The 13,195-nt window shown below is 50.8% G+C and carries 16 protein-coding genes; all 16 read right to left on the reverse strand.

Annotated features, from left to right (window positions below; all coding sequences use genetic code 11):
• Positions 1-365: 365 nt before the first annotated feature.
• Entirely contained in the window at positions 366-1,028 is a 663-nt protein-coding gene (locus ACR809_RS15235) for a HEPN domain-containing protein (RefSeq protein ID WP_040181417.1), read from the reverse strand.
• Positions 1,029-1,045: 17 nt separating this feature from the next.
• The gene (locus ACR809_RS15240; protein WP_052450975.1) at positions 1,046-2,269 is read right to left on the reverse strand and encodes a DUF262 domain-containing protein; all 1,224 of its coding nucleotides are present in this window, start codon (positions 2,267-2,269) and stop codon (positions 1,046-1,048) included.
• A gap of 599 nt (positions 2,270-2,868) precedes the next feature.
• Positions 2,869-3,966: a phage tail-collar fiber domain-containing protein gene (locus ACR809_RS15245; RefSeq protein WP_040181419.1), complete on the reverse strand. Its 1,098-nt coding sequence runs from the start codon at positions 3,964-3,966 to the stop codon at positions 2,869-2,871.
• On the reverse strand, positions 3,966-4,178 hold the full coding sequence (locus ACR809_RS15250; RefSeq protein WP_023339950.1) for a hypothetical protein: 213 nt from the start codon (positions 4,176-4,178) through the stop codon (positions 3,966-3,968). Before ACR809_RS15250 ends, ACR809_RS15245 begins: the two co-directional genes overlap by 1 nt.
• A complete protein-coding gene (locus tag ACR809_RS15255) occupies positions 4,175-7,201 on the reverse strand; it encodes a phage tail protein I (protein ID WP_040181424.1) in 3,027 nt (1,008 codons plus the stop codon). Before ACR809_RS15255 ends, ACR809_RS15250 begins: the two co-directional genes overlap by 4 nt.
• Positions 7,191-8,114, reverse strand: a complete 924-nt coding sequence (locus tag ACR809_RS15260; protein WP_023300878.1) for a baseplate assembly protein — start codon at positions 8,112-8,114, stop codon at positions 7,191-7,193. Before ACR809_RS15260 ends, ACR809_RS15255 begins: the two co-directional genes overlap by 11 nt.
• A 1-nt stretch (position 8,115) precedes the next feature.
• Entirely contained in the window at positions 8,116-8,466 is a 351-nt protein-coding gene (locus ACR809_RS15265; protein ID WP_040181426.1) for a GPW/gp25 family protein, read from the reverse strand.
• Positions 8,463-9,050, reverse strand: coding sequence for a phage baseplate assembly protein V (locus ACR809_RS15270; protein WP_009486481.1), 588 nt, complete (start codon positions 9,048-9,050; stop codon positions 8,463-8,465). The genes ACR809_RS15265 and ACR809_RS15270 overlap by 4 nt, the downstream gene beginning before the upstream one ends.
• Positions 9,047-9,682 (reverse strand): phage virion morphogenesis protein, encoded by a 636-nt coding sequence (locus ACR809_RS15275; RefSeq protein ID WP_020316957.1) that lies wholly within the window; start codon positions 9,680-9,682, stop codon positions 9,047-9,049. The genes ACR809_RS15270 and ACR809_RS15275 overlap by 4 nt, the downstream gene beginning before the upstream one ends.
• Complete coding sequence (locus tag ACR809_RS15280) at positions 9,679-10,146, reverse strand: phage tail protein (protein ID WP_040181428.1); 468 nt, start codon at positions 10,144-10,146, stop codon at positions 9,679-9,681. Before ACR809_RS15280 ends, ACR809_RS15275 begins: the two co-directional genes overlap by 4 nt.
• On the reverse strand, positions 10,147-10,482 hold the full coding sequence (gene lysC, locus ACR809_RS15285; RefSeq protein ID WP_158246032.1) for an Rz1-like lysis system protein LysC: 336 nt from the start codon (positions 10,480-10,482) through the stop codon (positions 10,147-10,149).
• Positions 10,483-10,668: 186 nt separating this feature from the next.
• On the reverse strand, positions 10,669-11,214 hold the full coding sequence (locus ACR809_RS15290) for a lysozyme (protein ID WP_023339943.1): 546 nt from the start codon (positions 11,212-11,214) through the stop codon (positions 10,669-10,671).
• Positions 11,211-11,495 (reverse strand): hypothetical protein, encoded by a 285-nt coding sequence (locus ACR809_RS15295; protein WP_004213110.1) that lies wholly within the window; start codon positions 11,493-11,495, stop codon positions 11,211-11,213. Before ACR809_RS15295 ends, ACR809_RS15290 begins: the two co-directional genes overlap by 4 nt.
• Positions 11,486-11,686, reverse strand: a complete 201-nt coding sequence (locus tag ACR809_RS15300; protein WP_004131559.1) for a tail protein X — start codon at positions 11,684-11,686, stop codon at positions 11,486-11,488. Before ACR809_RS15300 ends, ACR809_RS15295 begins: the two co-directional genes overlap by 10 nt.
• Positions 11,686-12,201 (reverse strand): head completion/stabilization protein, encoded by a 516-nt coding sequence (locus tag ACR809_RS15305; protein ID WP_040181431.1) that lies wholly within the window; start codon positions 12,199-12,201, stop codon positions 11,686-11,688. Before ACR809_RS15305 ends, ACR809_RS15300 begins: the two co-directional genes overlap by 1 nt.
• 112 nt (positions 12,202-12,313) lie before the next feature.
• The gene (gene gpM, locus ACR809_RS15310) at positions 12,314-13,171 is read right to left on the reverse strand and encodes a phage terminase small subunit (protein ID WP_023287465.1); all 858 of its coding nucleotides are present in this window, start codon (positions 13,169-13,171) and stop codon (positions 12,314-12,316) included.
• Positions 13,172-13,195: the final 24 nt, after the last annotated feature.

Below are 13,195 nucleotides of genomic sequence, written 5' to 3' on the forward strand. Positions count from 1 at the left end.
ATAGAGATTATTCCCACTCCAAATAGATAGAATCCAATAATCTGCAAACACTGAATACTTACAATTACCACAGCTTCTAAAAACACAAACATTTTTACACATCGGTCAACAAAAATCACACCACCCCATAATTAAGGTTAGCAAAAAAAACTTACAAATAAAGTGAGATATATCCAGCAACCAAAAGACAAATCATGCATAGTCTATATATTTACTTCGAAGAACTCTGCCAAATTGGTAGCGACCACGAATAGCAAGAGTAAGCTGGTTGTTAAAAAAACCAAACATTTTAAAATATATATTTCACCACTATTACACTGAAAGAATGAAAAAAGGCGAAACTAATTCTTTCGCCTTATAAGCCTCTAATTTAAACCTAAACTACTTAATGCTTCATCTCTTATCTTTTCCGAAAATCTGATGCAATCATTACCTAGATCTCTAGCATCCTCTGGTGATATAAGCTTTGTCGCCTTAGGCTTTTTGCCATGATTAAATACCACTGCATGAGCATAATCACCTCTATAGTCAGCTAAACTTTTCCAACTAATAAAATCATTTTCAGACACATCAAAATTAATGCCACAATGTTGCAAAAGATTATTGAGATACCTGACATTTATTCCATTATTATCAATCGCACCTGCAACTGCATTTGCGTTAATATCCCCCAACGAACTAACCATAAAATCTCGCGGAGAGTCATGTAATTCTTCTGATAATTTTTTATCGGATACTCTGTCTTTGAATGATTTACTTTTTGCAAACAAAAACATAAGTGGCAAGGTTATTTTGCCTTCATTTTTGAATAGCTCGCAAGCTGCATTACTAGTGAAGACACTGATTCCTTCTATGTAGTCCTCAATGGCTGCATGCAACAATATTAAATATGATTTAACGTCTAAGGAAAACACCTCATCAGTTGAGTCTACAACGCCTATATGTGGTAATATATATCTATTGTAAAGATTCGTATTTACTCTAACCAGAGTATCGAAGGCTTTCATTATATCAACTGAATAGTCCATTTCGCCCTCTCATTTTATTATTGAATTGTCTGAGGTAGAGTATAATGCAAACCAAATTTGCTATTTAAAATTCCAAATAAAACATTAAATCTTATCGAATGTTGTTCAACTGTTTTTGTCGTAGTCGATACAGAGGCTGCAAATTCTTGCCCTGTGAATGCTTGTTTTATACACTCTATAAAATCATTTTTTTCATTATCACCGGAAAATAATGCAGAATTGCCATCTTTGATTATATTAAATGCGTACTGAACTAAAACTTCGAAAACAGATCGATTAAATCTCGACTCCCAATTATCTTTGATAGGAACCCATTTTCTACCGACTAGTTTTGGAGTGTTAAAAATATCAATCAATAATAAACACGCCTGATCAAACTCATCACAAGCATTGGTTATAAGTTTATTGTTAGAAGACCAAGATTGATTAGCATATTCTGTAAACCCGTCTAGGAAAACTTTTAAATTACCATTATACTTGTCTTTATTAAAGTTAAGGGCTAAAAACTTAAGCATTACTTCAATATCTTTAAATCTTTTATCTGGACCTGGCAATGACATAATAGCATGCAGTGGGATTTCAGAGTTAGTCTTCTCAGTTATGAAAACAGAAAAATCTCCTTTATGTAATGAATTTCTTAGTTCTTGCATCGACAAAGGTACAGAACCAGTATTTAAACGATAAAATACATCGTAAAGTACAGCTGTTGTTTGATATCCTGATAGAATGGTGCATCTTAGATCTGAGTTATTCAACAGCCTAAGGTCATCTCCATCTAATCTATCAAATGAAACACCTTCCAAATCTTTACGAATTGTTAATCCTTTTAACTCAGCCTTACCTTTCCAATATTTATTTTCAGGTTTAAAAAAACCATGAATGGCAAGAAGGCGTTGCTTACCATCAATAACAACATATTGTTTCTTTTTACCTGGTATTTCAGCCAAAACAACTTCTGGAACAGGATACCCTACAATAAATGACTCAATTAGCTTAGAACGCTTATCATTTTCCCAGACATTTCTCCTTTGAAAAGCAGGGTTGAGATCAATATTCCCAGATTCTATTTGGCTAATTATTGTTTCAATAGTCCAATCCCGCGAATAAATTACAAGATTTTCAATGTCTTCCTTTGTAACAGGATCATCACTTATTATATCTTGATTAGACTCGATAATCTCGAGATCGTCACTTTCAGAAACAGCTATGGCATTTTCTTCTAACGAATGTTTTTCTTCCATTTTAATTCCTCTGAAATTATGTCATACTACAGTACATGATACCATACAACAACAAAAAAATCCATTTCAAAATATATGTATAAACAGCATCTTTTAATTCACCTCCCTCTTAATACATCTAAAATTCATTAAAATGCTTTAACCCACCTTAATATTTAGAAACCACTCAGGTTTAAAATGACAATGTAAGCATCTAAACCTTCCTTTCACAAAAATCTTGGAAATCCATTTTTGAGACTTCAGCCATTACTGTTGAAATGCTTATTAATTTAATCAATGATTATTAAACCCAATCAGAAAGAACTCATTTATCAAAATTTAAATCAAGCCATTTCATAACTTAAAAACTGTATTTCACCAGATCTGTGCGTTTAAATAAATTGATTAAAAAACGCCGTGTGAGCTTCTCCACATTTAACAAACTTCAGCATCAATCTATGTTCTTTTGACCACAGCATCAAAGCCAGCGAGGCCACCTTAAGAATAATTGTTCATCTACGGATAATTGAGGATACGCTTTACAGGCTATTAGATTTTCATATCCACCACTACTCATTTCTTATTTTATGAAGGAGCAACTCTGAACAAACACACATTTTTTATGCCTTTCGCTTCCACATACACAACGTTGTATATTCGTTAGTCACATCAAAATCCTTGTTTACGGACGCCTTCAGACCTGCCGCATCGATGTAGGTTCCTTCAGTGAGCGCTAGCGGACCACTTTTCTGGTTATCTGTTCCGTGAGTGGCACTGGGATCCCAAGTTGCTCCCGGAGACCTATCACCAGAACGGTGCCAGTGTGGAGGCAAATTATCGGCTTCAAGCTTCACCTTGTTGCTGCCGCCGGTCACACCATACTGAGAACCAATCCTGACAACCCTATCAGCAAAGGTTTCGCTTAAATCCGTCCACGTCTGCCAAGGGAAACGCTCTGCTGGGCTTTTTTCACCTGAAATGATGATCCCAACGTAAAAAATAGCGTCAACAATAGCCCTATAAGCCGCTCCGTCGCTGTTGAGTCCCAGCGCCTTCAGGGCTTCGGATGTATCGCTCAGATCGGAAAGATTATTTTCTTTCTGAAGTGCGCCGGTTATGCGCGAGTCATCCCCCGCAGCTACCATTCCCGTCTCGGTGCCCACGTCCCGCGTAGCTGAGTTACCCAGTTCAAGATTATCCCTGGCCTCTTTGGGATCGTTTAAATCAGAAAGATTTTGTGCTCGCCGCAGATAGCGTTTATCACCTGTTTCCTGCGTGAGTGTGGCAAGCGCCGGATCGATAACAAGCTGCACGTTTGAGCTGTGCGTCAGCGTCAACACCAGCGTCAGCATGATCTCTTTAATAATGGAATCCGATTGCGCCGGGAGGTATGTCGCCGGGTATGTGCCGTAAGCGATGAGCGTACCCTTAGCGCTGACCAGCCCCGCTTCTCTGAGCGTTTTACCCGGATAATCCTGGCAGTTGATAACGATCTGCCCGCTGATAAACCCCTCATAGCTTGAATCAGAGTCAAAGGTTTCACGGCCAAACTGTCCAAAAAGCGCCGTCACCGCCGCCAGCTCATCGGGATCAGCCGGCAATGTCACGCCGCCACCATCGCCGATCAGCACGGAGGTAATATGCACAACCTCCCCCGCCTGATACGCGGCCTCGATTTCGGCGGCGCCCGCCGTGGTTAGTGTCAGTCCCGTGGCCATTATGCCTCCTCACTTTTTATTTCTGGCTCAATGCCGTACACGCTGGCAAGTCGATCATAAAAATCATCACTCACGGTCTTGTGGTCAGCATCGATATCGCCTTCATCAAGATAAATCACGCCAGCGATCTGAAGTCGGTTCAGGTGTTCCAGGAAAAACGCATCGGTCTGACAAAAGTCGATCAGGCTTTTTAATTGATTGAATGTTTTCATAGTTTGTTCGTTATCCAGTTGCCGGGTAAATCGTCGTAATCGTCCAGGCCCGCACAGGCATAAAACGCGTAATAGTGCGCGGTGACGTTCGGCACTTTGCCCATAAATACCAGGCCTTTGCCGGCGAGTAATACGCAGCTCCTGAATATTGCCGTTGTGGTGACAATCTCCGGGTAACTCGCAAGATTAAATATCGTGTTAACGTCGCTGTGTAATGACGCGCAGCCGTCAAACAGATAACCCACCGTCGTTACCGCCGTGGTGTTGAGTAATCCCGCCCCGACGACTTCCAGCGCACTGCATTCCGAAAAGACATTCGTGAATACCGTGGCACTTATGCTGGCGGCAAAAAGACCGGCTGGCACTGAGCGCAGGTTTTTACAGCCCCTGAAAGTCTGGCCGTAAGAGGTCACCAGCGGGTTGCCGCTGAACAGGTTTTCCGGTATTTCCTCCACGCCGGTATTCTGGAACGTGGCGCCAAACGAGGTAATAAGAGAGCAGGACGCGAACAGCGTCGGCGGAATATTTACCAGTGAGGTGCAACCGTAAAACGTCGATCCGGCGCCGGACAGAAGAATGTTGTTTTTCAGCAAATCGCCAGGCAATAACGCCAGTGAGGTGCAGCCCGAGAATGTCAGCGTTAACGAAGTGAGATTGATGCAACCATCAAGCAGGCCGGATGGTAGCGAGATGAGTGCAGTACAATCCCGGAAAGTCGATCCCATGCCTTTCAAGGACACCATGTCGCTGAATAGCTCTTTTGGCAGTTCAACCAGCGCGGAGCACTTGTCGAATAAGAAATCGACGGCTGTCACTTTGGCGCAACCGGCAAACATATCTCCCGCGAGAGAAACCAGAGAGCGGCAACCTGAAAACGTATAGCCCAAGCTGGTTAACGCGCTACATCCCCGAAATGCACCGTCCTCCACAGAAACCAGCGAAGTACAGTTTACAAAAGCGTATGTGAATGTCGTGACCAGCGCTTTAACAGCAAAAGCATCTGCATCAATTTTCGTGAGCGATCCACAGTTAGCAAAAGCGTATGAGAAAGTGGTGACTTTCGCGCAGTCAGTAAAAGACGGGAGCGCCGTCAGGCTGCTGCACCCATAAAACGTACTGGCAAAGGTCGTCACCTCTACGCAGCCGCTGAAAATATCTTTCGCTACAGTTTCAAGAGAGCGGCAGCTGTAAAATGCAGAGGCGAATGTCTGCGCCTGGCTGCACCCGGCAAATAAACCCGCGCCGACCGTTTTCAGCGAACTGCAACCAGAAAAGACTGTCCCGAAATAGGTGACTTTCGACAGACCTGCAAACAGACCGGCAGGAACAGAAAGAAGCTGCGAACAGCCAGAGAATGCACCGCCAAAATGATTCGCTTCAGAACATGTTTTAAACAGGTTGGCGGGAATTGCCGTCAGTGCCATGCAATTCTGGAATACGCCGGTGAATGCGCCGCCCGGAACATCCGCAAACATATCAGCAGGCAAGACAAGAAGATTTTTACACGCCCTGAAGCTATAAGAGAATGTCCCTGCTGAACCGCATCCTGTAAATATTCCCGTGCCGATATTTGCAAGCATTGAGCAACCATCAAACGCGTAACTGAAATTCACCGCAGATACACAGCTGTGGAACAGATTATTGCCGATACTGATCAGGCCGGTGCAGCCTGCAAATACCGATGAGAAGTCGATCGCATCAGGCTGGTTTGCAAATAGCCCCGATGGAACCTCAGTAAGCGATGTACACCCTCTGAATGCGTCTGAAAAATCCTCTATCTTCATGCGAGAAAACAACGATGCCGGAATACCTGCAAGCGACGAGCAGTTGGTAAAAATATTTTTGCAGTTATTCACGTTTGGCAAATCGTCAAATGCTCCGGGACGAATAGCCATTAATCCGGTGGTATCCAAAGCGAACCCTGAAAGATGACCTCTTTCCCCTGTAACACTAATCAATTCCACAACAGGGTTCAGTTTCGAAGAATAGTTAGATAAACGGCTGCGCAGACAGGCGGTTTCCGTGTTCTTAACCGTGATGGTGTATTCCTTTCCCTGTACTAATTCACGTGTAGGAATAACCCAACCTGAAGCTTCACTGGCGGGATCGAAACGGTAGTCCCGGCTGTCAATGCCGTCGCCATAGTCAACCGTGAAACCCTCGTCCATATGAGCAAAGAATATTGGCCTGGTTGCACTGTCGATGCGGGTAATGAACTTCATTACCGCGACCACTTTTATGCTGATCACCGCACTGACGCCATTAGTCGTCGTAACGGTGACCGAACAGGTACCTCGCTTCATGCCCGTAACCAGAATATCGCCGTTTACTATCCGGGCGGTCGCGATTGTTTGATCCGATGTAGTTACCGTAAAGGTTTTATCTTCCGCGTATTCGGGGAGAATTGTCACCGTGACCGTTTCCGCGTCCCCGGGGGCCAGATTCAGCTCGTAGCGGGATAAAACCACCTGCAACGGGACAAAGCGCGGCGTGATTTTCTCCGTGGCGTACATGTAACCGGCCGCATACGAGGTTCCATGAAGTCGGCCAAATACATGAACGGAAAACCAGCTGCGCAGATTCCTGGCGCGCAGCACCGCCAGTTTTAGATCCTGCTGGTCGTATTCCGTCACCGGCAAATCGTTCTGATACACATTCAGGCGAAAGGTATACGGATCCCCTTTCGGGTTCTGATTGAACCATTCAACAATATCCGTCCCGAAAGGACTGTCCACCAGGGCATGACGGACGGCGGCGACTGTACCACGATGGCGGTGGATGTAGTGGGCGCGCTTGATCGCATCGCGTTTCTTTTGTTCTGACCAGTTAATATTCCAGGTATCAACCTGATATTCCCACGCCAGCCACGGCAGCAGCGCCAGCGGGCAACTGTCCGGATCTTTAACCCAACGGATCAGATATACCGGCAACCTCTCCAGTGCGGCGGCGCTGGCCCTGTCTATGGCCCGCTCCACGGCGGTGGCGTTGGGTGGCAGAATGCTGGCGGGATAATTAGCGGTCATAGTCCATCACCACAAGATTGATTTTCACAGAGGTACAATGAGGCGCTTCGCCCATCGTCGCAACGACGTCGGCGGCCGGTGAATGCAAATCGACGGTAACAACGCCGTCCTGATGCAGCGCCCCGTCTATGCCCGACCGTGCAGCTGTGGCGTTGATGAGATGCACAGAGGCGGTGTATTCGTTCAGTGCTGCGGTGGCTTTTTCCAGCACCGTGGCGGTGTCCACGCCGTAAGGGACGTAAATGTCAGCAACCACCTGATAATTCACAATCACAGCGGAGCGGACATAATCAGCCACATAATCCGTAATCGGACGCACATCTTCCGGGTTTACCGCTGACAGGACTTTATCAAGCAGCGCCTGCGGGGCAGTCCCATCTCCGGTACGTGACAGCACGTAGAGAAAAACGCGTCCTTCCTGGTTATGGGTTTCAGGGCCATAGGCGCGCACATCGAGCACATCCGCATCCGCACCTCGCGCAAAATAGTGATAGGCATTTCTGGCGCCCGCCGTGCTAAGGCGAGCCCATGAGAGCAGCGTGCGGCCGCGCAGCTCTTCGTCGCTTTCATATACTGCGTCCGCCTCGTCGGTGGCTTCGGTAATCAGCAGGCGTTCAGTGTCAAAATTCCCGGCGATCTGATCGAGATCCGCCCCCAAGGCGCTCGAAAGCAGCACCGCGCGCACGGCTTCATTGATACGTTGCAGCAGATGGATCTCGCGATAGGTGAAGGCTTGCGCCAGTGCCGCCATCGGTTCAGATTCCAGCAGCAGCGCAGCAGACACAGAAGCCTGAAGTTCCACAGGCATGGCCGCCACGATAAGCGCCCGGATATCAGCCAGCACCGTTTCAAAATCGGGCACCTCGACGATATCAGGCTGTGGGATCTGAGATAAATCGACGGACGTTTGCACACTAGCTCCTTAGCCTGATGGTGTTACTGGTTTCTGTCATGGTTTCCGTGATAGTGCCGGTCAGTTCAGCAGTCACCGCGCCTGTTTCTGAAAACACCACATTGACGGTGGTCAGACTGATCCGCGGCTCCCACTGCGCCAGCGCAATAGCGGTGGCGCCCATCAGTTGCATGCGGGTGACGGTGTTCTGTGGCGCATCGAGTAAATCAGGTACCACACAGCCAAAGTCCCGGCGCATCACACGGGAGCCTGTTGGCGTGGTGAGGATTTTTGTCACGGACTGCCAGAGCTGATCGTGATCGGTCAGCGCGCCGGTGCCCTCCGGGTTCATCCCGGTATAACTGGCTGTCATTGCGGACCTCCCGTGGTACTCCCGCCAGACTGCACGCCACCGTGTTTATGTTCATGTACGGTGATCCCGTTTGACTGCAACACGCCGCCGGAATGGAACACATCACCGGCCATCGTGCCGCCGTGGGTCAGTTCGAAAGTGCGCGTTTTGAGGTGTTCCGTGCATTCCACCTCCGGTGTGTCCAGCGTGACGCGGGTCTCTGCCTGGATATGCGCGGTTTTAATACCGGTCACGGACAGTGCTCCGGCATCGGCGGCGGCGTCGTAATGCAGGCGCGCGCCATCCGGTGCGGTGATGCTGATTTCCAGCAGGTTGCTGCCCGTTGGCGGATTATCTGCGCTGTATGCAGAGCCAATCACAAACGCGTTTTCAGGGTTGCCGCCCGGACAACCGATCCAGACCTGCTCCCCTATCGAGGGCGGCAGCCAGATGCTGAATGCCCCTGCGCGGGTGACGTTCCAGCGGATCCAGGTGGTCAGCAACCTGCCGGAGCGAACGCGCACCGCTTTCTTGTCGGCGCTGATTTGTTCCACGACGCCCAGGCGCAGAATGTTTTCCAGCAGGCGCATCAGCTCAGCATTCATGACGCACCGCCCAGACTGCTGATAACGGCGTTTTCCGTAGCGCTCAGGTCTGCCGGAGTTATGCCCAGTAGTTCACGCGCCGGGTACTGCGCGTAAGCGCCCGGACCAACCTCGTCTTTGAGGCCGTACTGGTGAATACGGGCAATGCGCGCAGCGATGCCGTCAAATCCTACGGTGACGCCGCCCGCGTCCGGCCTGAGCTTCATAAAACGCAGGGTGCGCAGGCGGGTAAACATCGGTGCTTTTTTTGTCTCTGAATGCGTAGCTGATTGCGTTTTGATTTCCAGATACCGCTCGATATCGGCCCGGTAGAAGGTGCGGATATCCCGGCGCTTCTCGTCAAAACCAGTGATTGTCCGGCCATATTTACCGCGCCCGCCGCGCCAGTTTTTCAGCGCCCGCACCTCGTTATTCCAGAAGAACTTGATCCCCTGCTGGGTGCGGTAAACCTTACGGCGGCGCACGGCATAGCCGCTGCCGTCCGGGTTTTTCTGTGACGCGATACGGCGCTGCTGACTGCGACGCAGTGCCAGACCAATTTTGCGCGCGGTACGGGTGCGCCCCGCCGGGCTGACGCCGTCGAGGATGTCCTGAAAGACTTGATCCAGCTCGCTGAACATGCGATCGCTCACGCTCCGGCCTCCTGAAGCATGCCTTCAAATACCAGCCCCCAGCCTGCGGCGTGGGGTGCCAGCACGCGCGGGCGCGGCTCCGGCAAATGCACGGCATACGGCACCCCGTTTTCATCCAGCTGCACCAGTACCCGCTGACGCACCGGCAGCTCAAACATAAGATCGGCGGTGTCATCGCTGTTAATCAACGTGGTGAATTTAATCTGCTGGTTTTTATCCGGGTTCAGCAGCAGATCGGGCTGATTAAACCAGAGCCAGGCCATCAGTGGCAGCGTGAAGTCGTCAATGCTCCCGGCGTAGTTCATGACGAACAGCACCAGAGAATAGCGGTACATGAAAGACGGCGTTTCACCGGTCGTTTCAATGCCACCCTCTTCAACAAACACCGTCCAGGCTTCCGGGTTCGCCCGGCACCAGGTGTTTGCTTTCTCTATGGCGGCGCGGAGTGTGTTTATCTTCAGCATTTATGGCTCCTTTCGGGTGTTCTGGCGCAGACTGTCCCACTGGCGGATCGCCGCTTTGTCAGCATTGCAGGCATCAAGCGCATCCATCAGCCTGTCGCTGAATATCGCCACCGCGCCCCAGGTCACTGGCTTATCCAGCGCCGGGCGTGGCGTCTCTTCGGTCAGGCTCTCCGGGACGGGTTCACGGACCTGTTGAATGATCGGCGCGGGCGGTGCGTTTTTGCAGGCTGCGGCTGACAGCGTCAGGCACAGGAGTAACAGCGCACGTGTCACCATTGAACGCGGTCTGCATTGCTTCACGTCGTCGCTCCCCTTCTGCATTACGCTGTTGCTCACGGACTTTTACCTCTGCCAGTAACTTATGGGTTTGTATGGCGGTCGCCTTCACTTCCTGAATAACCTGGTCGTAACCGGTCGCCGTTTCGGTCAGCAACTTGTTGCGGGTCCTGGCCTCGCTCAGCTGGTCGGTCTGCCACCAGACAGCAGCCAGAAGGACAAGCATCACAATCACACTGCCCGCCCTCATGACGGCGTACTCAGGCCCAGCAGGCACCAGGCTTTAAAATCATTGCGCCGGTTAACCAGGCCGGCGGAGCGCTTACCGCCCACATTGACGAAATCAGTCAGCCTGTTGCACATCTGCGGCCATTGTCTGGCCTGGGCATGCTTCCAGATCGTGGTCCTCTGCTTGCGTCCGTTTTTATCGGTGAACCACATCAGCCCGGTGCAGCCCAGATTCAGGGCGGCATCAGTCATGGCCTCAAAGGTGAGCTGAGGCATGTCGGCGCCGTGAAAATTGTTATTAATACAGTTTTCTGCCCGTTGCAGATCATTGATCCAGCGTCGCGCTATTTCCTGGTTGCTGTATTCGCGGTTTTCCACGCCGCCCGTGGAGCCGATACCAATGGTCAGAGCACCCGCCGTGCAGTAATAAGGCGTGCTGCGGCAGTCTTCCCAACCTGCAATTTTCTGCTGCCCTTCTTTCGACGTTCTGACGCTCCCGGGCGCCAGCGAAATGCCCAGAGCCACAATCACCGCAATCGAACATTTTTTGATGATGTTCTTCATGCAGGTTTGTCTCCGTGCAGTTGCTCCAGCAACTGCCGCTCGCGGTCCGACAGATTGCGGGTTTCCGCCTGGCGGAGAATCTGCTCGATCAAATCGTTACGGCGCTGGCTGGCCTGCTCAATGCGGCGGCGGTGAATCGCCAGCCGGACGGCGGAAACAATCCCCAGAAGAAGTCCAGCCAGCGCCAGCTTTTCGCTGACGGTCATCACGCCCACGCCGGTCACCAGGGCGGATGTTGCAAACGCAAAATATTCGTTAATACGATCCAGAGTCATTCCCATAACTGGACGGTTACCCGTTCCACCTCGCTGGTTATCACGGGCATTTCGATCTCCTGCCCGGCATTCAAAAATATCTGGTTGCTCAGTCCCGGATTGGCTTCGAGCACCTTCTCCGTGACACCTGCGGTTTTGCCGTAATGACGCCAGCAGAGCTGATCAACCGTGTCGTTTTGCAACGCCCTGACTTTCATCAGAACAGTTCCGCATAGATACGGGCTTCTTCCCGAATGTCAGCGATACTCCAGCGTCCGTCCCGCCAGAGATCATCTATTTGCCTGTCCAGGGCTTCGGCGTCTTTGTCACCTTTTGGCGTGGTGCCAACATCCCTGTAACCCTCCAGAACACTGGCGCGCGTGAAGGAGTAGACCGCACGCCGGAAGCGGTAAACTTTTGCGCTTTCGCCGTTAATCTGCTCGACAGGTTCACCGACAGAAGTCAGCAGCACAGAGGCCAGAGATTCCGCACCTTCCGCTTCCCTTTGCTTGCGCCAGTCCTTCAACTGATCCGCGACATGCAGCGCGGCCTCCGTTGCCATATGCATTAATCGGGATGTTGTAATGTCACCGGCGATGCGGGCAGCCAGGCGCAGATCGTGGAGTTTTACCGTCGGCCAGAAAGTGTCGATGGCAATCTGTGCGCCGCCGTCGTCCACGTCTGTCACATCACTTTCAGCAGGTCTGACGGGGCGCTGTGCGATAAAACTCATCGTCGTTTCTCCGGTAGGTCAGGCGGTGGGCGTCCGGTAAAAAGACCGCATTACGGGCAGATCGCCGGGCGCGCCGCCTGTGGCGCGGGGCCAGTTCATTACGCTCAGGCGTTTACTTTGTGGCGGTTTTCGTTGTCTTTTTTGCCGCCGTTTTGCGGGTGGCTTTTTGAGTGCCGGCCGCCGTTTTCGTCTGCTTGCGCGTTCGTGTTGCTTTTTCTGTTGCGGGTGTTTCGGTTGCTGCTGTATCGCTGGATGAAGTCTCATCTTCCGCATCACCACTTGCCGCGCTGGTCTGCGGCGCCTTTTTCAAAGCGCTGACCAGAGAAGCGATCTCCCGTTTCACACCGGCACCCGGGTTCAGGCTCATGGCTTCCCGGAAGAGTTTCAGCGCTTCGCCTTTGGTTTCCGCGTCTTCCGTGTCGCGACGGCAAAACGCCCTCACCTTGCACAGCTTCGCGCGGACCTCATCCGGCATATCACTGTCAGCCACAATTTCGGCCAGCTCGTCCAGCATGGGGATATAGCCTGACAAATCGGCTCCGGCGTCCGTGGTGGCGAGGTTCAGAATGGGATTGCAGATTTCCTCGGCCAGTACCGTGGGTGCCGGGCGGCGATAGTTGTCATCCGGCATGCTCAGGCCATGCTTAACGACATAGCGCCCGATACGCAGCGCCAGCGCATAGTCGGAGCAGTCCACCGCCCACACCATCAGCGTGGTGATGACCGGATCCGCGCGCCCGCTGTCGCCCTCGATCGTGCCGTCAATCCATCCCTGAAACTCAGGAAGGATGCTGGCCTTTACAGCGGCCTTCGCCTGGCGGGACTGGATTTGGCTTAGCGAAGATTTATGCATATGCAGGCGAAAGAGGATCTGCTCATGCGCGGTGCGCGTCTCCGCGTCACGCTCATCACTGATGCCCCGCCTCTCTGCCATGACCTTCTGAAAGTGTCTTTGTGCCGGTGTCAGCATGGGTTCATTCTCCTGGGCGGGCTT

Origin of the sequence: Klebsiella sp. CD33, from assembly GCF_051992865.1 — a bacterium.
Classification (GTDB): domain Bacteria; phylum Pseudomonadota; class Gammaproteobacteria; order Enterobacterales; family Enterobacteriaceae; genus Klebsiella; species Klebsiella pneumoniae.